Origin of the sequence: Acidisarcina sp. (genome assembly GCA_035539175.1) — a bacterium.
In the GTDB taxonomy this organism is placed as follows: domain Bacteria; phylum Acidobacteriota; class Terriglobia; order Terriglobales; family Acidobacteriaceae; genus JANXZS01.
In genome coordinates, this window is the sequence record DATLIY010000011.1 from 16794 (window position 1) to 41737 (window position 24944).

Sequence of the window (24944 nt, forward strand, 5' to 3'; positions counted from 1 at the left end):
GCAAGGGTCATAATAGGCAACCAATAGGTTGCATGTCAAGCGAATGCTGGGAGCACCCAAGTCACTCGTCCCTTCTTGCATTCCATGCCTCGCGTTGGCGTATCAGCGGTCGCGAGGCGGTAGAAAACCGTCTCGCAGCAGAAAGATTTTTCTCGCGAGAGAGCGGAATTCAGCAAGAGCGGCGTCCAAGGGAGAGAAGTCCTCGATTTTTCGGGGGTGGCGGACATGGACTGGACGCAGGCGGAGAATTTGTTACCCCGGCAGGCAGAGAGCCAGACCTTTGCAGGACGCAGATGGCGCGATCTGGTGGAGCTCTCGATTGGCTATGGGCTGATCCTGCTCGCAATCTGGACTCCGCGACCCCTGCAAACGCAGTTATCGTTGCTCGCACTGGCCTGGGTACTGTTGGCTACCGCGATCTCTTTCGATGGCTGGAGCGAGATGGGGCTGCGGATCCATGGTCCTCTGCGTTCCTTGTGGGTGGTTGGCGTAGCCCTCCTGCTGGCGGCGACCGCTGTTTTGCTGGCTGTCTGGTTTGGCACCCTGCACCTTCCGGGCCACCCTGCGCTCTTTCTTCAGCGCTACTGGGCCTATGCGATCTGGGCATTTTTCCAACAACTTCTCCTGCTGGATTTCTTCCTGCTGCGGTTGCTTCGTCTGCTACACGGCAGAAGGGCGGCGGCGGTGGTTGCGGCTGCGGGCCTCTTCGCGCTGGCGCATCTTCCGAATCCGGTGCTGACGCCGGTCACCCTCTTCTGGGGCGTCGTCGCATGCCTGCTTTTCCTTGAGTACCGGAACGTGTACACGCTCGCCCTGGCGCATGCCATCTGCGGCATCTGCATCTCGGTCACGGTTCCAGGGCCGGTGGACCACAATATGCGCGTGGGGCTGGGATATTTAACCTATCACCCGCCCAGCTACCATCAGCGAAGCCAGAAGGACCATACGGTGTCCACGCAAGCATGGGTGATGGCGGAGGCCCCCACGCGGCGCTCCTGACGCCACGCACGGCCGTAGAAGATGCCTGCGATCGTGGCCAGCAACACATAGCGCCAGTTGAAGTGCAAGGCCCGCTTGTTGAAGTGCGCCAGCCCAAACAGAGCCGCCGTGACCAGCAGCGCGGGATAGCGCCCGAAGCGCCGTTCGAGCAGGTTTTGCAACCATCCCCGAAAGAACAGCTCCTCTGGAACGGCGATAAAGAAGAATGTGAAGAGAAATGCGCCTGCGATCTTTGGCAGCCACGGCCAGGACCCATGCAGGTGGAGAAAGCCGATGCTAAGTCCAAGGGCAATTGCGATGGGTGTGTAGAGGGCGAACTCGCGGAATCCTATGCCAAGGTCGCGCAGGCGCAGGCGAAGATCAAATCCCACGCCGTCGAGCTGCCGGATCAGCAGAAACCCATACACACCGGCATCGAGCAGCAGGATCTTGTTAAAGACCGTGAGATGGGCCGGCCATGCCGTCTCGAACCAGCGCAGATCGACCGCCAGGCCAAGCGCAGCGAGAACCAGAAAGTCGCGCCAGTTGCCCCGCTGCCCAGGATCGGCGCGCCTGGCCTCGCTCATCAGTGCGGACACCGCCACAGGCAGCAGCGCGTACACGGCCAGCCATCGCCAGCGGAAGACTCCGGAGGAACACGCTACCAGCAGATACGGCAGGCACAAAAGGGCCGGGCTCAGCAGCCGCACCCTTGCCGGGAGCGCGTCGACTGCGGCGGCGAGCCTTCGAGGGAAAAACGCCGCCGTCAGGAACGGCAGCAGCGTGTAGAGTGCCGCGAGGAAGATGGACGGGCGGAAGAGCATGCGCAATCCAGTCTAGAGCCTCGACCAGTCTAGAGCCTCGACAGGAAAAGACGCTGCCGCATTTGCCGCGGCTGTTGGGGTTATCGGCGGGATCGAAATGAAGATGTTCGGGAGTCGTGGCCCTGCTTCACTGCGGGTAACGGCCTGTGTAACACTGAATAGACCTTGCTGTGTGGGGAGAATTATGCCGATGTTCTCAGCTTCCCGGGTCACTTCCGCCATTGCTGGCCTGCTGGTGCTGGTGAGTTCGTTGCCTGCGCTTGCCGCTCCGCAGATCTACTCCGAATCCGCAGATGCCAAGGCCGATATTCGGCAGGCGCTATCCGTGGCGGCGCGCCAGCACAAGAATGTCCTGCTGGATTTTGGCGGGAACTGGTGCGGGGACTGCATGGTGCTGGACCTGTATCTGCACGACCCTGGGAATGCGGCGATTCTTGCCGCCAACTACGTGCTGGTGGATGTGAACATCGGCCGCTACGACCGCAACCTTGACGTGGCGAAGCAGTACGGCATTCCGCTGGAGAAGGGTGTGCCCGCGCTGGCCATTCTGGATGGGAACGGAAAGCTGCTCTACAGCCAGCGAAATGGCGAGTTTGAAGCGATGCGCCGGATGGATGTGGCGAGCGTGAGCAGCTTCCTTACGAAGTGGAAGCCGGCGTTGCGCCATGCCTCCCGGCAGCCGGCTCCGTGTTCGACGGCTGCTGGCAAGGCTAACTGCTAGGTCTTGGCTGCTGGATCCTTCGCTTCGTCCGTCTCGAGATCCTTCGCTTCGCTCAGGATGACAAGAGGTTTTTCAGGATGACAAGTGAGTTCAGGATGGCAACCCCAGACTTGTCATCCTGAGCGAAGCGAAGGATCTGAAGCCTCGTCACCCTGGGTAAAGCCGCCGTTGACGCCGTCTGCCTATTTCGTGATCTCCACTTCCGTGTGTTCGATCGCTTTGGAGCTGCCTCCGACGACGATGCGATATTTGGTCGGCTCAACCACGCGTTCGAGGTTGGCGTTGTAGAAGGCCAGTTCCTCGAAGCCGAGCGTGAACTCGACATGCTTCTGCTCACCGGGAGCGAGGGTGACGCGCTCAAAGCCCTTCAGCTCGCGAACCGGCTGTTCAAGGCTGGCCGAGGTGTTGTGGATATAGAGCTGCACCACTTCCGTGCCAGGGACGGTGCCGGTGTTCTTGACGAAGACTCCTACCTTGATGGGGCCGCTGGCAGGCTTGCGGTCGGCGTTGATCGCGGCGAGCGGCACCTGCGCGTTGTTGAGGGTGAGCGGGGAGTAGGAGAACTGGGTGTATGAGAGACCCCATCCGAAGGGATAAATGGGATCGTTCGGGCCGTCGATGTAGCGGGAGCCGTACTTTCCGCGATCCGAGACGTCGGCCACTCCATCCGGGTCCACGATCGGCCGCCCGGTGGGGAATTGCGAGTAGGAGAGAGGCTCCTGCCCGACGCTGTAGGGGAAGCTGGCGGGCAACTTGCCGCTGGGATTCACTTCGCCCAGCAGAACGTTGGCGACAGCATTGCCAGCCTCGATGCCGGGATACCACGCCTCAAGAATCGCGGGAATGTTCTTTGCGGCCCACGGCAGCGCGAGCGGACGGCCGTTGAAGAGCACCAGGACAATGGGTTTGCCAGTGGCGGCAACGGCTTCGAGGAGCTGCTGCTGGTTCCCGGTCAATCCCAGGTTCATGCGGGAGGCTGCCTCCCCGGTATCGTTTGCCTCTTCGCCGAGCGCCATCAGCACCAGATCCGCCTGCTTTGCGGCGGCAATGGCGGCTTCAAATCCCTCCGTGCTCTCGCTCTTCAACTCGGTTCCCTTGGCATAGAGCACCTTGCCGGAGCCGAGGCGCTGTTCGAGGGCCTGCCGCAGGGTAATAGCATCGTCAGGATTTCCGGAACCTGCCCAGGAGCCGAGCATCTCGCCTTTGGCGTCGGCCATGGGGCCGATGAGGGCGATTGCGTGTGCCGATGGCTTGAGAGGAAGCAAGCGGCCGGTTCCCTGCAACGGTTCGTTCTTCAGCAGGACAAGCGTCTCTTCAGCAATCTTGCGGGTGATCTCCCGCTTCTCCGGAGTGGCGACGTAGGGGGCACTCTTTTCCGCGTAAGGATGCTCAAAGAGGCCGAGGGCGAACTTCACGCGCAGGATGCGGCGCACTGCCTCGTCCACGACGGATTCCTTGAGTTCGCCGGAGCGCACCAAGGAGACGAGGTGCGTCCCGTAGAGGCCGCCTTCCATGTCCATGTCCACCCCGGCGGTGAGCGCCTTCTGCGCGGCAGCGGCGCCGTTCGGTGCGATGTCATGATTCAGCAACTCGCTGACGGCTCCCCAGTCGCTGACCACAAAGCCATCGAACTTCCACTCCTTGCGAAGAATCTGCGTCAGCGTGAAAGGATTGGCGGTTGCGGGAACACCGTTGATGGAGTTGAAGGAGCTCATCAGCGTGGCCGCGCCAGCCTCCACCGCGGCGCGGTAGGGCTCAAGGTAGACCTGCCGCAGAGTGACCTCGGACATATCGACCGCGTTGTAGTCACGCCCGGCGATGGCTGCACCGTAGGCCGCGAAATGCTTGACGCAGGCTGCGACAGACTGCGGATTGCTCAGGTCGCCCTGCTGATAGCCGCGAATCCAGGCGCGGGCAATGGCGCTGCCCAGGTAAGGATCTTCGCCTGCGCTCTCTGTGATTCGTCCCCAGCGGGCATCGCGGGCGATATCGACCATGGGGGAGAAGACCCACTGCACACCGTCGGCGCGGGCTTCCACCGCGCTGGTGCGGGCTACGATCTCGGCCGCATGGGGATCGAAGCTGGCAGCGAGCGCCAGGGGAACAGGAAAGGTTGTGCGGTGGCCGTGGATGACGTCATAGCCGAAGATGAGGGGGATGTGGAGACGGGATTTTTCAACGGCGATGTGCTGATAGGCGTTCGTCTTGTCCGCCCCAACGGCGTTAAGCAGCGAGCCAATCTGTCCCCTGGCGATGCCCTCTTCGTAACCGCCGCGGCCGGTTCCGGGGCCGGTGGCTGCGCCGGCGGAGTACTGCACAAGCTGCCCGACCTTCTCTTCGAGCGTCATCTGCTGCAGCAGCTTTTCGACGCGCTGGTTCAGCTTCGGATCCGCAAGTTGCGCATTGGGAGGCGCAACAGCCGCCCCCTGTGAAACAGCGGTGGTCTTCCTGGCGTCTGCTTTTTTAGGAGCAGCCACTACAAGCTCTGGATTCAGAAACGCGAGCATCGCGAGGGCGAAGATGAGGGCGGCGAAGGGCTTTTTAAACATAGGTTTTCTCGATAGACGATGCTATTCCGCTCCGGTTGCCCTGGGCAAGCGTTTGCGGTTCAGGTTACTGGTGTCGCGAGGCTCTGGTTGAGCACTCGGCATTCAGATAATCTTCCCATGTATGCTGCGCATCTTACGACAGTTGCGGGAAGCGACAATCAAGTCGTTCGAACACGACGTCCTCGGTACGGCGAAGGCGGCTGCGTATTCGGCGATTCTGGGTGTTTTTCCTGCGCTGCTGGTGTTGACGGCTGTGCTGGCCGTGGCGCCCGGAAGCTACTCGCTGCGCGGTGAAGTTCGTGGGGCGCTGGATGAGATTCTGCCGCGCGAGGTCATGGATCTGGCGCAAGCCTATCTGCAATATCAGCACCAGCGGTCGATTCAGGTACTCTTTACCGCGGTCTTCATCAGCATGTTTGGCGGAATGGGCGTAATGCTCTCGCTGATGGAGGGCTTTCGGCGCGCCTACCGCATCAAGCGGAATGCGTGGAATTTTTGGAAGCAGCACATTCTGGCGCTTCTGCTGATTCCCAGCTGCCTGGTGCCGATGGCGTCCGCAACGCTGGTCGTGATCTTCGGACACCAGATCGAGCTGTGGATGATCGCCAATGCCAACTTTGGGCTTCGAAGCTATGTGCTGATTTTTTGGATGGTGGTGCGATGGACGATTGCCATGGCCACCTGCGTCAGCGTGCTTACGGTGATCTACCACTTTGGTACCCCGCACCCGCATAGCTGGAAATGGGTTCTTCCGGGGGCACTGCTCTCCACTGTTCTGTGGTTTGTTACTACGCTGCTATTCGGCTGGTATGTGACTCGTTTTGCTGATTATTCGGTAGTCTATGGCTCGCTGGGCGCGGCGGTTGCGACGCTCGTGTGGCTGTATATCACCTCGGTCGCAGTGCTGTTTGGCGGCGAGTTCAACGCGCGGATTGCGCCGCTTCCCGCGACTCCGGCCTTACCCACAGGTGGCGGAGCAGATGAAATTGCGGTGACACCTGATCGACCGCCAACGGCATAAGCTTCCCGCTCTAGTAGAATAGAAAAGAAATAAGCGAAAACAAGCAGTGGTTTGGGGGATTGATGAATTTTGTCCTTGCCGATTCGAGCCTGAACATGAGTCAGGGTCAACGAAGAGCCAAGATAGTTGCAACACTTGGTCCAGCTTCGAATAGCGAAGCGATGTTCCGTGAGCTGGTGCGTGCGGGTCTTGATGTCGCGCGCCTGAACTTCTCCCACGGAGCCAACGCGGAGAAGCTGGAACTGATCGAGATGATCCGTAAAGTATCCGAGCAGGAGGGGAAGCGGATCTGCATTATGGCCGATCTGCAGGGCCCCAAGATCCGGACCGGGCGGCTGAAGAACAAGATCCCCGTGCAGTTACGAACTGGGCAGATGCTCCGCATCACGCCGGGCGACATTCTTGGAACCGCCGATGTCATCGGCACCACCTTCAAGACGCTGGCGGAAAACGTAGAGCAGGGCTCCCGCATTCTGCTTTCCGATGGCCTGATTGAGCTGCGCGTGCGCGAGGTTCAGGATACCGATGTCGTCTGCGAAGTGATCAACGGCGGCATGCTCGGCGAGAACAAGGGAATCAATCTTCCCGGCGTCGCGGTCCGTGTGCCTTCCCTGACGGAGAAGGATGAGATCGATCTGGAATTCGCGCTGAAGAGCGGTGTCGATGCGATTGCCGTTTCCTTCGTCCGCACTGCGGAAGACGTGAAGCTGGTGAAGCACAGAATTGCGGCGCTGGGCTCGGAGACCTGGGTGATTGCGAAGCTCGAAAAGCCGCAGGCCATTGAGCACCTGGAGAGCATTCTGGAAGCCGCCGACGGAGTCATGGTAGCCCGCGGCGATCTCGGCGTGGAGGTTCCGCCGGAGAAGGTTCCAGCGATCCAGAAGCATGTAATCCGCCGTGCGGCGGACTATCGCAAGCCGGTCATCACGGCGACGCAGATGCTGGAGTCGATGATCGAGAATCCGCGGCCAACGCGAGCCGAGGCAAGCGACGTAGCCAATGCTATCTATGACGGAAGCGACGCGGTTATGCTTTCCGGCGAGACGGCGATGGGCAAATATCCGATTGAAGCTATCCGCATGATGGCGAAGATTGTGAGCGAGACGGAATTGGCGATGCGCGAGACTCCGGCCCGCGATCGCGATCGTACGCACCGCGTCCGGCTGTCCATCAGCGAGACGATTTGCGAATCGATGGCGCACGCGGCAGACGATCTCGACCTGAGCGCAATCGCGGTCTTCACGGAGACCGGCACGACGGCGCGGCAGCTTTCGAAGTACCGCCCGCGCACCACGATTTACGCCCTGTCCAGCGTCGATGTGACGATCAACCGCATGGCGCTGCTCTGGGGCGTTCATCCCATCAAGTGCGCCAAGCTGACCACTACCGACCAGATGGTGGACACGGCGGAGCAGTTGCTTCAGGAAGGCGGATTCGTTCGCCCCCGGGAAGTGATCGGAATCGTGGCCGGAACACGCACCCGATCGGGTTCCACAAACTTCCTGCGTCTGCATGTGCTGGGAGATTACCTGGCAGACCAGGTGCGAGCGAAGGAACTGGCTGCTACGCAGACGGAGTTGCCTGCGCCAAGGGCGACGAAGGGCGTTGTGAAGTCAAAGATGCCGGTCAAGAGGGGCAGGCCGGTGCGGTCGCGCTAGCTCGATTGCTGAATCAGTAAGAGTGGTCGAAGAGCGGGTCAGGAAGCGGTCAGCAGATACGGAGCATCGTATGCTGGCCGCTTTGTTTTTTTGAGCACAAGGTCCGGCTGGCTTTGAGCCGCGCGCGGTTCCTGTTAACGTGGGGTTGAAATGGGCCGCATCCGCATACTCTCCGATCAGGTCGCCAACCAGATTGCCGCTGGCGAGGTAGTGGACCGTCCGGCATCTGTGGTAAAGGAGTTGCTGGAGAACGCGCTCGATGCCGGGGCGACGCGCATCCGCCTGGAGGTGGAGGGCGGGGGACGCAAACTGATCCGCATGGCCGACAATGGCTGCGGCATGTTGCGCGACGATGCTCTGCTGGCCTTCGAGCGCCACGCGACCTCAAAGATTCGCTCCAGCGACGATCTGCTTTCCATTGCGACGCTGGGGTTTCGCGGCGAGGCGCTGCCTTCCATCGCCTCTATCTCGCGGCTGCAGCTCGATACCCGGACAGAGGAAGAAGCGACCGGCACTCATGTTGAAATCATGGGTGGAAAGATCGTGCGCGTCGATGAGGCTGCGGTTGCTGGCGGAACGACGATTGCCGTGCGCGATCTCTTCTTCAATACTCCGGCGCGGCGCAAATTCCTCAAGTCGGAGACGACGGAGCTTTCTCATATAACTGCGCTGGTTACAAATTACGCGCTGGCGCATCCTGACAAGCATTTTGAGCTGCATACAGCGACGCATGCGCTGCTGGTGGCCCCGCCGGTGCGCAAGCCGCAGGAGCGGATGTATCAGATCTTCGGAGGAGAGCTGGTCGAGCAGCTTCTGCCGGTAGCGGCAGAGATGAGCCTGGCGCACGCGGGGCTGCCGGAGCCGCCGCCGTGGAAGCGCGATGCGGACTATCAGCGTCCTGAGCCGGGTTTTCTGCGCCTCAGCGGTTTTCTGTCAAAGCCCGAGCTGCAAAAGCTGAACCGCAACTCGATCTATGTCTTCGTCAACCGCAGGCTGGTGCGCGATCGCCTGATCCTGCACGCGGTGAGCGAGGCCTACCGGAACATCCTGCCGCCGACCTCCTTTCCCGTAGTGCTGATGTTCCTGGAGATGCCGCCGGAAGAGGTGGATGTGAATGTGCATCCGGCCAAGACGGAGGTGCGCTTCCGGCAGTCCAGCTTCGTCCATGACTTTGTGCGCGACAGCCTGCGGAATGGGTTGATCAAGGCGCGCCCCGCGGCGAGCTTCCTGCAGGCGCTTACGGCCAGCCCGCATGCGTCGTCGGCGATCTCTTCCGCGTTGTTGCAGGATGTCTCTCCTCTGCCGGGCGGGGATGAAGCGCAGACGATGGTTGCCGAGTCGGAGGGCATTGTGGCGGAGGATGCTGCCGGCTTCGAGCTGCGGCCCCCGGAGCACAGGCCGGAGACGGGGAGGTTGCCATTCGCCCTTGGCCTGCCGCAGGGGGATGGCGCGCAGCCAGGGGATGGCCTGCCGCAAGGGACGGGTCTGCTGCGGGAGAGCGTTGCGGCCATTGCTTCGGCCTTGCCCGAGACGCATGATTGCGATGCCCAGGCATCCGTCGATGCGAACGAGGCAGCAGTCGGCGATGGGGCGCCGGGCACGCTAAACGCGCTGGCTTCGCTGAAGCCGCTGGGGCAGTTGCGCGAGTCGTTCATCCTGGCAGTCAACGATGAGGGCCTGTGGATCATCGACCAGCATGTGGCGCATGAACGGGTTCTGTTTGAGAAGGTTCTGCGCGAGCGGCAGGTGGAGCGGGTGCAGCGCCAGCGCCTGTTGATGCCCATGCTGGTGGATCTGCTACCTCAGCAGATGGTAGTGTTTGCGGCAATTGCGCAGGAGCTGGAGCGCAATGGATTTGAGGCGGAACCCTTTGGGCCACGCACCATCGCCATCAAGGCGGCGCCGATTGGTCTGGAAGGCAATCAACTCGAACGGATGCTGGTGGAGGTGCTGGAGCAGAGCCAGCGCGAGACGCAACGGGAGAATCTGGAGACGATGCGCACACGGATCGCCGCCTCGATTGCCTGCCACGCGGCAATCAAGGTGAACACGGCGCTCGATACCACGCGGATGGAATGGCTGCTGGCGGAGCTGGCCAAAACGGAGCATCCGACGAGCTGCCCGCATGGGCGGCCCATCGCATTAAGGTATGCTTGGAAAGACATCCAGCGCGCCTTTCAGAGGATCTGATCGGCCTGAAGTCGGCCATTTTTCCAAAGAACTCCGGCGCGCGGCAAGAGAGAACCCCATTGACACGAGAGCAACTCCAGGCAACACGCGCTGAACGCTGGCGACAAAACGGCGAGGCTCTCCTTACGCTCGAGGCCGCACGGGAATGGCTGCAGGAGACGGGCATCTGCCTGTTTCTGCCGCGGAAGATGCAATTGCCGGCTCCGGCACCCTCCTTTGTGGAGGCATGCCTTGGCACGCCGAACGCCACTCCCCCGCGGGAGGCGATTGAGGCGGCTACGGAACTGCTGGCCCGGCTGATAGACGCAGGCGACGTAATTGCTCTGAACCTGCTGGGTATGGTGGGGGAGCAGCCCGACTTCCTGGTAACACCGGAGTTTTTGCCCTACGTCTTCGCCTTGCGCGGCGACAGGGACTGGAAGCACGATCCGGCAACCACGGGCACGGGGCGGGTTTCTCCGCTGGTGCTGGAGGTGTGGAAGACGATTGAGCGCACCGGCGTCCAGACGGCGATCGAGATTCGCGAGGCACTGGGCAAGGAGCTGACAGAGGCAGCCGTGCTGCGCGCCCTGAATGAGTTGTGGAGCGGAATGCGCGTGATCCTGCTGCCCGGCGCGAGCGGCGAACCTGCCACCTGGGAGGCTTTGAAGACGCGCCACCAAAAGGCATTGGCGGGCGGCACGGCTACTTCGCTGGTCACCGCTCTCTCGGTGCTGCTGGCGCGCTATTTGCAGTCGTCGGTGGCGGCCACCAGCGAGGAGGCGGAGGTCTTTTTGTCGCCGCTGGCCTCACGCAGCAAGGTCCGCGAGGTGATCCGCGGCCTGAGCGCGACGCGGCAACTGGCGACGTACTCGCTCGATGCACAGCCACTGCTCTATGTGGAAGGGACTCTGCCGGAGTTTGAGGAGCCGGTAGCGGCTGAGGAGCCTGCGCCGCAGCCTGCGGTGGAAGGTGCGGCTTCGGGTGAGGCAGGATCGAGAATCCGGATCTATACCCGGCGCCCGGTCACAGGACCCGATCCGCTGCGCTGGAAGCGGGATTCGAGTGTGCCTCCGCCGCCAGGGGCGCGACGTTCTTCCATGGGCGACACGGCCCGGGAGGAATCTCGCGGCAGCAGGCCGGAGGGGGAGAAATTCGCGGCTCGGCGTGGGCCGGGATCTGGACCAGGATCGGGACGTGGACCTGGACGTGCGCCGGGCGGTATGCCGCGTCGGGAAGGCGCAGGAGCGCCACGGCGCGCGGGTGCAGAGGGAGAGCGGAAGCAGTGGACGCCGCGTGAGGGAGGCTTCTCCAGGCCAGCAGGAAGGCCAGCAGGCAAGTTCGCTCCGCGGCAGCAAGAGGGTGGGGCTCCGGCGGAAGGCCGTCGTCCGTCCTTCGGTGCAAGACCCGGTAGTAGTAGATTCAGCGGTGCAAGGCCCAGCAGTGCAAGACCATCGTTTGGCGGTGCAAGACCTGGTAGTGCAAGACCCGGTAATGCAAGACCTGGTAGTGCAAGACCCGGTAATGCAAGACCTGGCGGTGCAAGACCATCGTTTGGTGCTGCAAGACCTGGTAGTGCGCGACCATCGTTTGGCTCGCGGCCACCCGCAGCTGGCGGTTTCGGCGCAAGACCCTCGGGACCGCGCGCGACGGGCAGGCCAGGAGGTTCTCCGGGAGGACGTACCTTTAGCAAGAGCGCGGAGCCGGGAGAGAAGAGGCGCTTCGCTCCGGCGGGCCGTGGTCCGGGTATGGATCGCCCAGGCGGTCGTCCCAGCAGTCGCCCGGGCGGTCGCCCCAGTTTTGGGAGCGCCGGTCGTCCGGCAGGGGATCGTCCCAGCTATCCGAAGAGTGCAGGCGGCAAGTTTGGACCTCGCCGCACGCCGGGCGCCGTCGCAGGTGAAGGAGCAGGAAGCGCGAAGAAGGGCCGCTGGGTTCCTCGCACCGGCGCTGGAGATGGGCGCGAGGAGCGTCCAGCGCGGCGTGAAGGGGGATTTGCGGGAGCCTCGGGCAGGGGACCGTCGCGGAGTGGCGGTCCGAAGACATCCTTTGGCTCGCGCGGCTCGCGTCCTCCGGCTGGCGGAACAAGACCCGGAACAAGGTTCGGCGCCAAGCCCGGGGCAAGGCCGGGAACAGGGCCCAGCCGTGGCGCAGGAGCATCGCGTCCGTACGCCAAGCCGGGTGGGGGCAAGTTTGCTCCACGGCGCGAGGGCGGCGGTGCGGCACGGCCTTCTTACACAAAGCCATGGGCAGAGGGCAGGGAGCGTCCGGCACGGCCAAGGAGCTTTGGAACGGGACCTGAAAGCGGCGGATCGAGACCGGAAGGCGGCTTCGAGCGTAGGCGCCCGGCTGGCGGGGAGGGTGAGCGTCGGCCACGGACCTTTGGAGCGCGGCCACCAGCCGGGAAGTCCGGCGGCAAGGCTGGCTTTAAACCAAGGCCGGGCGGCAGAACTCCAGGTGGTAAGACTGCGGGAGGAAGGCCCGGAGGATTTGGCACGAAGAAGCGCGGTCCCGGAGATTATCCCCCAAGGAAGAAGCGAACTGAATGACAGGCAAGCACTTAATTGTTGCGATTGACGGTCCGGCGGGAGCGGGAAAGAGCACTCTGGCGGCGCGGCTTGCCAGCCGGTTCGGACTTCTCAATCTGGAGACGGGCGCGATGTATCGGGCGTTTGCCCTGGCGGCGCTGGAGAAGGGCATTCCAGTCGATCAATCGGCGGAGCTCGAACGGTTGACCGGGAGCACCACGATCCGCCTGCAGTCCGGGGCTGGTGGCAATCGAGTCTTTCTGGATGGCCGAGACGTGACCGAGCGCATCCGGCAGAAGGACGTTACCGAGGCTGCCTCGCGCGTGAGCGTTCACCCCGCGGTCCGCCACTGGATGGTGGCCATGCAACGAAAGCTGGGGGAGATGGGCGGCGTAGTCATGGAAGGCCGCGATATCGGAACCGAGGTCTTTCCCGGGGCGGATGTAAAGATTTTTCTGGATGCCTCACCCGAGGCCCGTGGAGAGCGGCGGTATCAGCAGCTTGGCCCTTCCGGTGAGACGCAGCAGGCGGCTGTGCTGCGCGAGATTCAGCAGCGGGATGAGAGGGACCGGACTCGTGTCCAGTCTCCTCTCCGCCCTGCTGCCGATGCAGTGGTCATCGACTCAACCAACCTGCCGCTGGACGAGGTTGTCGCCCTCGCGGAGGCCTTGATTACTGAACGGCTGGCTGCTCGCTGACGCCGGGCGGTTGCCGCAGGTGCCGGATTGGGCCGGGTGGCGTGGGAGCCTTGGGCATCTTGGGAAAGACGGGCAAGCTGTTCGCCGAAGGCATAGGCGGCAGCGGCGGAATCGGCGGCAGCCCTGGAATCAGATCACCCTTCTTCAGGTGAATATCACCCTGACTCGACATTAAGGTAATCCGCGGTCCGCCCTTTCCAACTTCGCCGGTAAGGGAGTGGGAGGAGTTGCTGCCGGTCTGGTTCAGCGGAAAATCGGTAGAGATTTCCCCATTGTTGGCGTGGCCGTCGATCGAAAAACCGGCACCCGGCGGCAGTCCCAGGTTGATGGAGCCGTTGCGGTTATTGATCCAGATATTCCCCAGCGGTGCTCCGGGAGTGACGTTGACATCGTCATTGGAATTCTCGATGTGGATGTCGCCAAAGACCTGGCTGCAGTCGATGGACTTGGAGCGGGTCACGATCTTGATGGGCCCTTGTGCCTGCTGCAGATGCAGGTCGCTGGAGTCCATCGTCATATCGCCGGCTATGCGGGCGGCCTCAAAGTCGGTACGGCTGGAGTGGAAGTGCAGCGGCGCCTCGATGCGTTCGAGGTGCGTAGAACCGAAGAAGTCGCCATCCAGCAGCACCTTGCCGCGGATCTCCGACAGCGTGACGTCTTCCATGCGCCCATCGACGGAGAGATCGCCGCGAACATCGTGCGCGGAGAAGTTGCCCCGGCTCACGCGGGCATGCGCGGTTCCTCCCAGGCTCTCGAACTTGATGTCGCCGTGTCCCGAGGCTACGTTGACGCTCCCCTTCAGCCCTTCGATGTTGATGTCTCCGTGCCCGGCGTTGACGTCAGCCGATGCGGCAGGAGGCAGTTCGAGGGTGACGTCGGACTTGCCATTTGCGTTGCCATCCACGTGCACGACCACATTTGTACCAGAGACAGTTACCTTTGGAGCCAGCGACTGGAGAAAGCGCCGTGCGTCGTCCTCGGAGTTGGTATAGGCCGTCTCGTGCGAGCGGACATGCAGGCGGGCATCGGCGGATGGGGTTATGGTGATATCGCCGCGCGGATTCTGCACCTGCACCTGGGGCGATGCGGGAATATCGAGATCCAGTTGGGTATCGTTCGCGTGCTCCGCGCCCATGAAGTGGAAAAATTCGCCATCCTGGCCGGAGAACTCGTCATGCAGGGGGCCCCAGTTCCAATGCGCCCAGGTCGCGCCTCCAGCGAGCGCGGCAAGAATGAGAAGGAAGACAACTCCACCGGCGGAGCGGCGAACGGGATGCGGCCGATTGCGGTCGAGGAACCACTCCCCCAGCAGAATCGATCCCACCAGAATGAAGAGCAGCGGCCACCAGCGGTGATAGGCCATCCAGAAGGTCGGGCCATCGATCTTGCCGGTAGCCAGCAGCAGGGCGACGATGCCGATCACGATCAGAACAACAGGGCCGGCGATGGAGGGCCGTTGCATGGCGCGCCAGTAATTGCGCTGGGCGCGAATGGCGGCGCGTTGCGCGGCTGCCTGCGAGCGCCAGGCTTCGCGAGCGCGGCGGCGCGCATCCTGCGGAGAGTAGGGAGGAGGAAGGGTTGCCATCATGGCCTCCATTCACTGGCATCGGACTGTGAGCCAGAGGACGGGACAATCGAGGTCGTGCTCGAGGTACTGGCAGGCGGCTGCGGAGGCGGTGTTGTTCCAGGGTAGCCAGGGTAGTCCCCCGGCTCGATCTCGCAGAGCGCCGAACGCTGCAGCAGCTTGAGCACGCCCAGGGTGATAAGGTACAGCGGCCAGCTCTTATGCCAGGGGAGAATATGCGCCTGTGCAAGCAGGGCCAGAACGCCCGTCAGCAGCAGCAATGCGGGTCCGGTGAGACGGCAGAGGATGGCATAGCGGTTCATTTTGTGCCTCCATCTGGTACGTCACGAGTTCTCCGGTAGATGAGCCAGCCGCCCAGGGCGATGAGGAAAATAGGCCAGCCGTGACCGATCCAGTGCATGCTGAAGATGCCAAGGGAGCTAAGCAGGAACAGGACCCCCAGGCCGATGAGGACAATGGCGCCGACCGGCTCGGGCCTGCGCGGCGGCAGAACCGGAGGGATCGGCGGAGGATACGCCTCGTAAGGCGTTTGCGGTGGCGGCGGAGCATACCCGGCTACCTGGTAAGCCGCGGAGTCGTAGGGGCTCTGCGCCGTTGCCTGAGGATATCCGGCATCGCCGGGAGCAGTGGCTGGCGGGGTATAACTAGCCGGAGGAACTGGAGCATAAGTGGCCGGCGGAACGGGAATGGCTGCTTGCGCCGGATGCAAGCCAAGCCGGGCGCCGAGGTCGTTCAGTCCGAAGGGATCGGGCAGCGGCAGGCCATCGCGCCGCGCCTTGGCGGTCTGGTAGGCGTCGAATATCTGGTAAAAGACCCAGGCGGCGATGAACAAGCCGAAGATTCCGTTCTGATTGGAAATGGAGATCAGAATGGCGAAGATCAACACGTGGACCAGCGCTTTGACGAACTGACCGTTGTACATCGCTCCCACGCCCGGAATGAATCCCAGGAAGCCGGCCAGCATAGGTTTCGCGTCGCCGTTATAGGCTGGCGGCAAAGGGCCGGTCGCCGGATAGGGAGCTTTGCCTGCGCTCTCTTTCGCGTTGCCGGCAACACCTAACCGGGCTGCGATGCACGACTCGCAGGCAACAATGCCGCTGATGGAATGCACACACTGCGAACACAGGGCCTTGCCACACAACTGGCAGTAAGCTTCTACAGGTGTTTCAGGATGGTTTGCGCAGTTCATGCCAAGCTCCTTTCTGCCTGGTCTGCTCTTGGGGGGAACAAACTGTTTTGCTGCACTTCATGGGTATAGAGCCGGTTGTGGCCCTCCGGTAAGTCCTGCAGGCGGGCTTCGATGGGCCGACCGGCAAAGCTGGCAGGGGGGGTGACGGTACGCGGAGTCTCTGACTTCCCGCCGTTCTTGCGGGCGCTGCCTCCGTTTTCATTCGCCGCCGGAGCCTTCTGCTGCTCCGTCTGCGGTGGAGTCTTGGTCTCGTCGCTCTCGGTGGTCCGGCGCAATTCGCGCATCCTGGACTCGACCTCGTAGACGACGCGGAGATTCTCGTAATAACGGACCACAGGAGCCTTGGCGGTGTAGAACTGGCGCTCCAGGTTGGAGAACATTGCCGAGGGGCGCAGGTCCTGTCCCCGCAGAGCGGTCAAACGGACACCTGCCAGGTTCAGGGTCATGGCAATCGAGAAGAAAGCCATCGCCGCGGTCATCATCATGCGCGGCTCGATATAACGGCGCACGCCTGCCGGGAGCGAGAAGCGCTGCCATGCCGGAGTGCGGTGGTGCACTGCTGCCGGAAGCGGCAGGGCAGGCGAAGTTGCCGGGTCCGCGCCTAACGCGGCTGTGCCCGCAGTTTTGACAAGAATGCGCTGCAGCAGGTCCGCAGGGATGGGCGGCTCGGGGTGGAGGAACTGGAGCCACTGCTGGCCCTTTTGCGCCTCTGCCAGCATGGTGACGCACAGCGGGCACTCGGCGGCATGCCGCTCAAAACTGGCTTGATCGCGGGTGGTCAAAGCGCCATCGAGCGCGTCAGCTAGCAGGGCTTCCCACTCCTCACACCGGAGCTTGCGCGGATTCGATTCGAATGGAGTACGGTCGGACATCTCAAACCACCTGTTTCTTATTACGTTCCAGCAAGCGTGCTAGTTCCGCACGTCCGCGGCTGATGCGTGATTTCACTGTGCCTTCCGGAATATGAAGTACCTGGGCAATTTCCTTATAGTCAAGGTCCTGAAGGTCGCGCAGAATGACGGCCTCCCGCAGCTCCGGGGAGATCTGGGTTAACGCCTGTTGCACCATTTTCTGCAGCTCCTGCGCGGCTGCATTTTCGTGTGGGCTTGGACGTGAGTCGGTGAGCCGCTCGGCGACGTGCGTCTGCTCGGGGTCGTCCCAGCCGGCGTCAATGGAATCGGTGGCCCGCTGCTGGCGGCTGCGCCGGAAGTGATCGACGAGAAGATTGCGGGTGAGGGTGGCGATCCAGACCTGGAAGCTGCCGCGGGTACCGTCAAAAGTGTGGAGATTGGCGTAGATCTTGAGAAATACGTCCTGGGTCAGGTCTTCGGAGTCCTGGGGGCAGCCGGTGAATCGATAGCAAAGGCTGTAGACGCGGCGATGATGTGCGCGGACCAGTTCGGTCCAGGCCATCGAGTCTCCACCGAGGCAACGCCCTACAACGACATTCCAATCTGGTTCCAAACGCCGTTCCTCGAATCTCTCGCCCGCATGCCGCTCTCCGACCGCGCTCCCCGCCGCTGTGATTGCTGACGTGGACAGTCGGCCTGGGTAAAGACTCTCCCGAAGGACGATCTGGCGGGAACCGCTGGCTTTGTCTGCGCGCCCGGATTCGTAGCCGGCGACAAACGGCTCGACGCGATTCAGAGCGGGGCGCTTCTGCGAGTGGGCGAGCACAGGGCCATTGGGTAACTGGATCCCAAATGCATTCCACGTCATTGAGCCCGTCGTGCGCATACTGCCAGATACGGCAGAAATGTCTCCGCGGTTCCAGACAGAGAAGATTATGCAGCAAATTCCCAGGAGCGGCACTTCAGTAAAAGGATTAAGTTGATTTCGGGGGGAGCTTCGCTTCGCTCGGATGTGTGTGCGTAGGGGACGACTGTGGTGCCGTGGGACAAGGGTGGGGTGGTAAAGCAGGTCCTTCGCTTCGCTCAGGATGACAATAAAAAAGCGTACTCGCGGGATGACAAAGTGGAAGTGCTCAGGATGACAACGCAAGGGGGCTCAGGGATGACAACGCAAGGGGGCTCAGGGATGACAACGCAGAGGTTCCGGATGACAGGGTTGGGGACTCAGTCCGCCCTGATGAGTCTCGCCCGTACTTGTCATCCTAAGCACACTCTTTTTTGTCATCCTGAGCCCCTCTTCTTTTTCATCCTGAACCCCTCTTCTTTTTTGTCATCCTGAGCGAAGCGAAGGACCTGCTTTACTCCGCCGCGGTGCACCCCTTGCCAAGTCGGGCAATGAGCAACTCGTCGCGGCCAACCTGCTTTACGAGGAAAGAGCCATCCCGGCAGGCAGGAAACGGGCCGGCATAGGCCAGCCCGTTTCAGCGGGGGAAACCAGAGTCGGAATGCGGCGCGAGGGCACAGCAGATCCTTCGCGGCGCTCCGGATGACAAGCGTGCCATCGGCTTTATGAGTTGCTATTTACATCCTGCTCAGCCTGGTGCTTCGCCTTCTTCAATTCGGGTTTGACGTCCACGTTGGGTTTGAGATCCTTGATCGCACTGCCGAGGGAGACGGAGTTTGAGCCGGTAACCTTCGACTTGAGATCGGCGAACGGGATATCAAGGTTGTGCGAAACATGAATGGCCGCGGCGCACTGGCCTACGTTCTTAAACCCGGAGCAGGCCTGCTGCGCGGTCGTTCCCTGTGGCAGCAACTTATCGAGATTGCTGGAGAGCTTCGTGTTGTTGGAAAGGATCTCCGACGGCGTACGGCCCATCTCCGTGCGTCCGGCGTTGGCTGAACCAGCCCGGCCAGTCCCGGCATCCATTCCTCCGCTCGCACTGGCACCCACGCCAGCTCCGCGTTCTCCGGAGGCGCCCATCCCTCCTCCGCCGCCCATCGACGCTCCGCCGCCACGCCCGTGCTGTGCCAGCGCGAAGGACGACAGTGCCAAAATAGCAATCATTAATCCTGGTTTTACAGCGAGTCCTGGTTTCATCGTGCGTCCCCTCCTTGGGTGACTTACAAAAAATAACCCAAGGCATTTGTCGTAGTTGCGGAAAAAATCTCCGAAATTTCAAATCCGGAAAAAGTCTCTCCTGCCGCATCCAATTGCAACCGTCAGAGGATCAAATTCCGTAAGTCCCGGCTGGCGATCGAGTGGATTCCCTGGCTGGCGAAATCGCGCCGGGTGGCCTCGACCGAGCCGGGGAGGCCGATGGCACGGCAGGCGTCCTCGATGACAACGGCTTCAAATCCCGCGTGTCTGGCATCCAGAGCGGAAAAGCGAACACAGTAATCGTAGGCCAAACCGGCGAGAAAAACGCGCTCCAGGCCATGCTCTGCAAGGTAGTGGGAGAGCCCGGTGTGCGTCTGCCGGTCGTTCTCCCGGAAGGCGGAATAGGAGTCGATGGCGCGGTGAAACCCCTTGCGCAGGATCATCGCGGCAGAGGGCACCGCAAGCTTTGCGTGGAACTCCGCTCCGTAACTGCCCTGCACGCAATGATCTGGCCAGAGGATCTGCTCTCCATAGGGAGCCTGGATGGTCTGGTAGGCAGCCTTGCCGGGATGGCTGGAGGCAAAGGAGAGGTGACCTTCGGGGTGCCAGTCCTGGGTGACAACCGCGTGACGAAAGAGAGGCGCGATACGGTTGATGAGGTCGACAACCTCTTCTCCCCGGGGAACGGCAAGCGCGCCTCCCTCACAGAAGTCGTTCTGCACATCGACAATGAGCAGCACATCGTTCTCTGTCAGAGTGATTGGCATGTATGGTCTTCCGTCTCTGGCTCAGTGTACCGAAGCGAGGAAGGATGGTCCGGGGTATTCTGGGGTTGCCTCGAGCCTTTGGGGAGACTCACCAAATCGGGGCATGGCGCGGACCGCCGCTCCCGCTTCAGAATTCTGTAATTGTCGTTCGGGTGCAGACAGAAGCAACTGGAGAGGTATTCTCGGGTATACATTAGGGCGCATCCAGTAGAGGCGCATCTAACAAAGTTGTTGTTGCGAAACGGACTACGGCTCGTAGCTGCCGCCAAGGAGAAGAATGAAACAGAGATTGTTTTTGGTACTGCTACTTATCGCTTTTGTGCCCGGCTTTCTTATGGGACCAGTGGCTATGGCCCAACATGGCAATGGCCACGGCAATGGTGGGGGCAATGGCCACGGAAATAGTGAAGGCAATGATCAGGGCTATGACCACGGGAATGGTCATGGAAATGGTCGTGGGAATTCCGAGGGCCAGGGGCAAGGGGAGCATGGCAATGGTCACGGTCACGGTGGCGGGCGCTACTTCCGCGACTCGGATTACGGGATGCTGCAGCAGTACTATAGCGGGCCGCGGGACCTGCCCCCAGGCCTGCGCAAGAAGTATTACCGCACCGGAACGCTGCCTCCCGGCTGGCAGAAGCGCTTTCAGCCGATGCCCATGGTTCTCGTGCAGCAGCTTCCTCCGGTTCCCGCTTATTGCGAGCGCGGCTACGTGGATGGATATGCCGTGGTGTATGACCGCCGGACGCGCGTGATCATGGATGCAGTAGACATGATCGGGGCATTGTCCGGGCGGTAGGAACACTCTTCCACACCGATGCACAAAGGACGAGGTGGCCGAGGGCCATCTCGTCCTTTTTCTGCAAGAAAGACGCGATAAATCGTAGCTGTGCGGCGGGCAATAACAGATCCTTCGCTTTGCCAGGATGACAAGGATCGCGGCCTTGACCGCAAGAACTGCGCGGCGATGATGCGGCCTGGAGGAATCCTCCAGGCCGCTTGCTTGAGAAGAGATCGTCCAGAGCCATCGAGAGCCGCGGAGGCTTTATCCCTGCCGGAGGAAATCCGCGGCGACGGGATTCTCATAAAGAGAGTAATCGCGAGTGACGACCGTCAATCCCGATGGGGTGACGAAATGGGTCCGCTTGTCTTCGTTGTGGTCATAGCCGATCACCGTGCCTTCCGGCAGATGGACATCGCGGTCGATGATCGCGTTCCGGATGCGGCAGTGACGTCCTATGTTGACGTGGGTGAAGATGATGCTGGAGTCGATCTCGGCGTAGGAGTTGACGCGCACATCCTGCGAAAGGACGCTGTTGCGCACCACGGCGCCGGAGATGACGCAACCGGCGGAGATGACCGAATTGATGGCCATGCCGGAGCGGCCCGGTTCGCCGAAGACGAACTTTGCCGGGGGATACTGCCGCTGCCGTGTGCGCATGGGCCAGGCATGGTCATAGAGGTTGAATATGGGGGAGACGGCGGCGACATCCATGTTGGCGTCGTAGTAGGCGTCGAGCGTTCCCACGTCGCGCCAGTAGAGCGCATCCTGGCGATTTTCGTCGACGAAGTTGTAGGCCATCAGCTTGTACTTGCCGAGGATGGCGGGCAGGATGTTATGCCCGAAGTCGTGCTTCGAGGAGGGGTCTTCGGCGTCCTTCATCAAGGCCGGCAGCAGGACATCGGTGTTGAAGATGTAGATGCCCATGGAGGCGTCAACCTTATCGGGGTGGAAGGCGGAGCGGACGCTTGTCTCCTTGGGCTTCTCATGGAAGCCGGTGACGTCACCATTGCGGGCCACTTCCACGACGCCGAAGCGGGAGACCTCGGAGGGATCGATCTGCAGCGTGGCCAGGGTGACGTCGGCGCCTGAGTCCTTATGCTGCTGCAGCATCTTGCCATAGTGCATTTTGTAGATGTGGTCACCGGAGAGGATGAGCACGTATTTTGGCTGCTCGGCGCCGATGGAGTAGATGTTCTGATAGACGGCGTCGGCGGTTCCCATGTACCAGTTGGCGCTGACGCGCTGCATGGGTGGGAGGATCTCAATGAATTCGCCAAGATCCTGCGCGACAATGCCGGTCCAACCCTCGCGGATGTGGCGGTTCAGGGAGAGCGCCTTGTACTGGGTAAGGATGTAGACGCGGCGCAGTTCGGAATTGATGCAGTTGGAGAGGGTGATGTCGATGATGCGGTACGTGCCACCGAACGGCACCGCAGGTTTTGCGCGATCTCTTGTGAGGGGGAAGAGCCTCTCCCCCGCCCCACCTGCCAGCAATACTCCCAGCGTGTCTTTCATCATCGTTCCGTACCCTTGGTGCGCGCTTCCTGATCGGCCCGCGCTGCCGGAATCTCCTTGGGTTGAGGGCACACACACTACAGTGTGCTCCGGTGGACGAGCGATCCTAACACAATACGGTGGCTCTGGTTAACTCCAGAGCCTGCGGTTATTCTCCTGCTCCATCTTCCACCGCAATGCGCAGGGACCGGAGAAAGCTGACATCCTGCGGGGAGAAGGGCTCGCCCCTCTCGTCGCCAGTCGCGCCGGCAGGCTCTTCTTCTACCTCGTTGAGCCCGATGGTCGCTTCCAGCATCAGCAGAACGTCGAATCCCTGCTTGCGTATGTCCTGTACTACCCCCGCGATCTGCGGAGATTCGGCGACCGATTCGTGTATGGCTTCGCCCAGTTGTTGAATCAGGCTTTGCAGTCGTTGGTTCAAGGTCGCCCCCTTTTTGACACCCTGGTTTGACATCCTTGTTTGGACGTTTTGCGTGTTGTTTTGCTGCCGATCCACCGCCTGCGCAGCGGATCGCCACTCGGTGGCTGTCGTGAAAAATGCCTCAAGACAGTCTGTGCGGATTCCCTTACCTTACTTCTGATGTCGGAGCGGGGCAATCCGAAAGCCGGGTCGCTGCTAAACTTTTCTTGTGGAACCGAGTTCGTTTGGCCGGATGTTGGGGATAGGGGTCAGAGTCGCCACTCGCGTCGTGAAGGAGCGTGTGGATGCGCATGCCCAATCGTCGCAGGAGGCTGCCGCGAAGCAGCAGGCTGCGCCGCCCTCGGCCACACCCGCCCAGCCAGCAGCACCCGCCCAGCCCTTAGCGCCCGCCGTCCAGCCCGCAGCGCCGCCGCCGCCGCCCTCCCGAGTGGAGACGGCATCTCGCGAGGCTGCGGAGAAGGTCCGGCAGAGCGCCGAAACGGCGACGCGCACCGTACGCCAGCAGGCTCCGGTGGTCGTGGCCCAGGCGCGCGGCGTGGGAGAGGGCGCGAAGCGGTTCGGTAAGGCGATCTGGGGGCCTTTCGCTCACGTCTCCAGCGTGCTGTGGTCCGAGGTTACGGGTGTCTTCTTTGGGTTATTCGCGTTCTACTTTGCCCGGGGAATCTTTGTTTACCGGGCGCAATACAAGGCGGGGCCGGATCACGAGAAGTTTGTGCTGGATGTGGCGATGACGCTGGTGTTTGGCTACTTCGCGCTGAGCTCGTTCTACATCGCACGCAGGAAAGAGAAGAAGCGGCGGAGTTGATTCGCCCGGCCTTGGCGTACGATGACGCTGCAGGGGGGCGGGGCAACCGTTTCTTTGGCAGATCTGAGCCCGGAGCGAACGCAAGCAGATCCTTCGCTGCGCTCAGGATGACAACAATTGAGGTTCCTGGCAGATCGGAGCCGGGAGCAAAAGGAAGTCCGGGGCGAAACGCAGGCCCGAGAGGAGCGGCAATGAGCGGAGCCGCGGGGAATGGTGCGGGCGAGAAGACGGTCTATACCCAGGCGGAGCTTGCGGCCGCAGGCTTCGATGCGGAGCGGGATCTTGGGTTTCCGGGGGAGTTTCCCTTTACGCGCGGCATCCAGCCGACAATGTATCGCGGGCGGCTCTGGACGATGCGGCAATACGCCGGCATGGGCGACGCGGAGGAGAGCAACGCGCGCTACAAGTTTCTGCTGGCCAACGGGACCGCGGGCCTCTCGGTAGCCTTCGATCTGCCGACCCAGATCGGCTACGACTCCGACGACCCGATGGCGCTGGGCGAGGTGGGCAAGGTCGGGGTGGCGATTGACTCGCTCGAAGATATGGAGCGGCTCTTCGCCGGCATTCCGCTGGACAGCATTTCGACTTCGATGACGATCAATGCCACTGCGTCGATTCTGCTGGCGCTCTACGTGGCGACGGCGCGACGGGCGGGGTCGGAGACGCGCAAACTCTCCGGCACGGTACAGAATGACATCCTGAAGGAATACATCGCGCGGGGAACATATATCTATCCCATTCGCCATGGCATGCGGCTGGTGACGGATATGTTCGCCTGGGCGAAGGAACAGGTGCCGGAGTGGAACACGATCTCCGTCTCCGGCTACCACATGCGCGAGGCAGGATCGACGGCCGCGCAGGAGGTCGCCTTTACCCTGGCCAACGGCATGACCTACGTGCAGGCGGCTATGGACGCGGGCCTGGGCGTGGATGACTTTGCCGGGCGGGTGAGCTTCTTCTTCAATGCGCACAATGATTTTTTTGAGGAGATTGCGAAGTTCCGCTGTGCGCGGCGGGTGTGGGCGCACCTGATGCGGGACCACTTCGGAGCAAAGAATCCCCGGTCGTGGATGTTGCGGTTTCATACGCAGACGGCGGGATCGACGCTGACCGCGCAGCAGCCGGAGAACAACATTGTCCGCACGGCGATCCAGGCTCTGAGTGCGGTGCTCGGAGGCACACAGTCTCTGCACACGAACGGCTACGACGAGGCGCTGGCGCTTCCTACCGAAGAGGCGGCGCGAATCGGTCTGCGCACGCAGCAGATCCTGGCATCGGAGTCTGGTGTGGCGCAGACGGTCGATCCCGTTGCGGGGTCGTACTATGTGGAGTCGCTGACCAGCCAGTTGGAGCAGAAGGTACGCGGATATCTGGACCGGATTGCGGCCATGGGCGGAATGCTGCGGGCGATCGAGCGGGGATGGGTGCAGCAGGAGATTCAGGACGCGGCCTATGCATACCAGCGTCGTGTGGATAGCGGCGAGGCCGTGGTGGTGGGCGTCAACCGCTTTGCGACGGAGAATGAGGCGGCGATTCCTATCCAGCGCATTGCCGAGGACCTGGAGCGCAGGCAAGTGGAGCGGGTTCGTGCATTGCGGGCGCGGCGCGATCCTGCGAAGCATGCCACGGCGCTGGCGGCGGTGGTGGATCGGGCGCGTTCGGGGGCGAACCTGATGCCGGTGATTCTGGAAGCGGTGGAGAGCTATGCCACGGTCGGCGAGGTGGCCACGGCGCTGCGCAGCGTCTTTGGGGAATACCAGGAATCCGTAGTGGTTTGAGGGGG

General features: G+C 61.9%; 21 protein-coding genes. 10 read left to right on the forward strand and 11 right to left on the reverse strand.

All coding sequences use genetic code 11. The features are described from left to right. The first annotated feature begins 225 nt into the window (after positions 1–225). A complete protein-coding gene (locus VM554_14410) occupies positions 226–999 on the forward strand; it encodes a CPBP family intramembrane glutamic endopeptidase (protein ID HVJ09567.1) in 774 nt (257 codons plus the stop codon). On the opposite strand, the gene VM554_14415 is transcribed toward VM554_14410, so the two are convergent. After that, on the reverse strand, positions 924–1802 hold the full coding sequence (locus tag VM554_14415; protein ID HVJ09568.1) for a CPBP family intramembrane glutamic endopeptidase: 879 nt from the start codon (positions 1800–1802) through the stop codon (positions 924–926). The two genes, VM554_14410 and VM554_14415, sit on opposite strands and share 76 nt — an antisense overlap. Before the next feature lie 184 nt (positions 1803–1986). Here VM554_14415 and VM554_14420 point away from each other — a divergent pair, with 184 nt between their 5' ends. Beyond that, positions 1987–2523 carry a thioredoxin family protein gene (locus VM554_14420; GenBank protein HVJ09569.1) on the forward strand — a complete coding sequence of 179 codons (537 nt, stop codon included), beginning with the start codon at positions 1987–1989 and terminating at the stop codon, positions 2521–2523. A gap of 182 nt (positions 2524–2705) precedes the next feature. On the opposite strand, the gene VM554_14425 is transcribed toward VM554_14420, so the two are convergent. After that, complete coding sequence (locus tag VM554_14425; GenBank protein HVJ09570.1) at positions 2706–5072, reverse strand: glycoside hydrolase family 3 N-terminal domain-containing protein; 2367 nt, start codon at positions 5070–5072, stop codon at positions 2706–2708. Positions 5073–5193: 121 nt separating this feature from the next. Between VM554_14425 and VM554_14430 the strand changes: the two genes are divergently transcribed. The 5 genes from VM554_14430 to cmk all read left to right on the forward strand — a co-directional run bounded on the left by VM554_14430 (position 5194) and on the right by cmk (position 13143). After that, a complete protein-coding gene (locus tag VM554_14430) occupies positions 5194–6093 on the forward strand; it encodes a YihY/virulence factor BrkB family protein (GenBank protein ID HVJ09571.1) in 900 nt (299 codons plus the stop codon). 62 nt (positions 6094–6155) lie between these two features. Then, positions 6156–7751, forward strand: a complete 1596-nt coding sequence (gene pyk, locus VM554_14435) for a pyruvate kinase (protein HVJ09572.1) — start codon at positions 6156–6158, stop codon at positions 7749–7751. A 150-nt stretch (positions 7752–7901) separates the two neighbouring features. After that, positions 7902–9941 (forward strand): DNA mismatch repair endonuclease MutL, encoded by a 2040-nt coding sequence (mutL, locus tag VM554_14440; protein HVJ09573.1) that lies wholly within the window; start codon positions 7902–7904, stop codon positions 9939–9941. A 59-nt stretch (positions 9942–10000) separates the two neighbouring features. Further along, complete coding sequence (locus tag VM554_14445; GenBank protein ID HVJ09574.1) at positions 10001–12466, forward strand: hypothetical protein; 2466 nt, start codon at positions 10001–10003, stop codon at positions 12464–12466. Further along, positions 12463–13143 carry a (d)CMP kinase gene (cmk, locus tag VM554_14450; GenBank protein HVJ09575.1) on the forward strand — a complete coding sequence of 227 codons (681 nt, stop codon included), beginning with the start codon at positions 12463–12465 and terminating at the stop codon, positions 13141–13143. Before VM554_14445 ends, cmk begins: the two co-directional genes overlap by 4 nt. Here the strand turns inward: cmk and VM554_14455 are convergent. The 7 genes from VM554_14455 to pncA form a co-directional block, all read right to left on the reverse strand. Beyond that, positions 13118–14731, reverse strand: a complete 1614-nt coding sequence (locus tag VM554_14455; protein ID HVJ09576.1) for a DUF4097 family beta strand repeat-containing protein — start codon at positions 14729–14731, stop codon at positions 13118–13120. The two genes, cmk and VM554_14455, sit on opposite strands and share 26 nt — an antisense overlap. Next, a complete protein-coding gene (locus tag VM554_14460) occupies positions 14728–15030 on the reverse strand; it encodes a hypothetical protein (GenBank protein ID HVJ09577.1) in 303 nt (100 codons plus the stop codon). Before VM554_14460 ends, VM554_14455 begins: the two co-directional genes overlap by 4 nt. Further along, entirely contained in the window at positions 15027–15917 is an 891-nt protein-coding gene (locus tag VM554_14465; protein HVJ09578.1) for a DUF5668 domain-containing protein, read from the reverse strand. Before VM554_14465 ends, VM554_14460 begins: the two co-directional genes overlap by 4 nt. Then, positions 15914–16789 carry an anti-sigma factor gene (locus VM554_14470; GenBank protein HVJ09579.1) on the reverse strand — a complete coding sequence of 292 codons (876 nt, stop codon included), beginning with the start codon at positions 16787–16789 and terminating at the stop codon, positions 15914–15916. The genes VM554_14465 and VM554_14470 overlap by 4 nt, the downstream gene beginning before the upstream one ends. A gap of 1 nt (position 16790) precedes the next feature. After that, on the reverse strand, positions 16791–17636 hold the full coding sequence (locus VM554_14475) for an RNA polymerase sigma factor (protein HVJ09580.1): 846 nt from the start codon (positions 17634–17636) through the stop codon (positions 16791–16793). Positions 17637–18335: 699 nt separating this feature from the next. Continuing rightward, positions 18336–18869, reverse strand: coding sequence for a hypothetical protein (locus tag VM554_14480; protein ID HVJ09581.1), 534 nt, complete (start codon positions 18867–18869; stop codon positions 18336–18338). 122 nt (positions 18870–18991) lie between these two features. Then, positions 18992–19636, reverse strand: coding sequence for a bifunctional nicotinamidase/pyrazinamidase (pncA, locus tag VM554_14485; GenBank protein HVJ09582.1), 645 nt, complete (start codon positions 19634–19636; stop codon positions 18992–18994). Positions 19637–19913: 277 nt separating this feature from the next. Between pncA and VM554_14490 the strand changes: the two genes are divergently transcribed. Then, entirely contained in the window at positions 19914–20435 is a 522-nt protein-coding gene (locus tag VM554_14490; GenBank protein HVJ09583.1) for a hypothetical protein, read from the forward strand. 246 nt (positions 20436–20681) lie between these two features. Here the strand turns inward: VM554_14490 and glgC are convergent, their stop codons facing one another. Next, complete coding sequence (gene glgC / locus VM554_14495; GenBank protein HVJ09584.1) at positions 20682–21938, reverse strand: glucose-1-phosphate adenylyltransferase; 1257 nt, start codon at positions 21936–21938, stop codon at positions 20682–20684. A 145-nt stretch (positions 21939–22083) separates the two neighbouring features. Further along, positions 22084–22356, reverse strand: coding sequence for a hypothetical protein (locus tag VM554_14500; protein ID HVJ09585.1), 273 nt, complete (start codon positions 22354–22356; stop codon positions 22084–22086). A gap of 232 nt (positions 22357–22588) precedes the next feature. Here VM554_14500 and VM554_14505 point away from each other — a divergent pair, with 232 nt between their 5' ends. Both VM554_14505 and VM554_14510 read left to right on the forward strand, forming a co-directional pair. Beyond that, the gene (locus VM554_14505; GenBank protein ID HVJ09586.1) at positions 22589–23161 is read left to right on the forward strand and encodes a hypothetical protein; all 573 of its coding nucleotides are present in this window, start codon (positions 22589–22591) and stop codon (positions 23159–23161) included. A gap of 191 nt (positions 23162–23352) precedes the next feature. Continuing rightward, a complete protein-coding gene (locus VM554_14510) occupies positions 23353–24939 on the forward strand; it encodes a methylmalonyl-CoA mutase family protein (GenBank protein HVJ09587.1) in 1587 nt (528 codons plus the stop codon). The last annotated feature ends 5 nt before the right edge of the window (positions 24940–24944 follow it).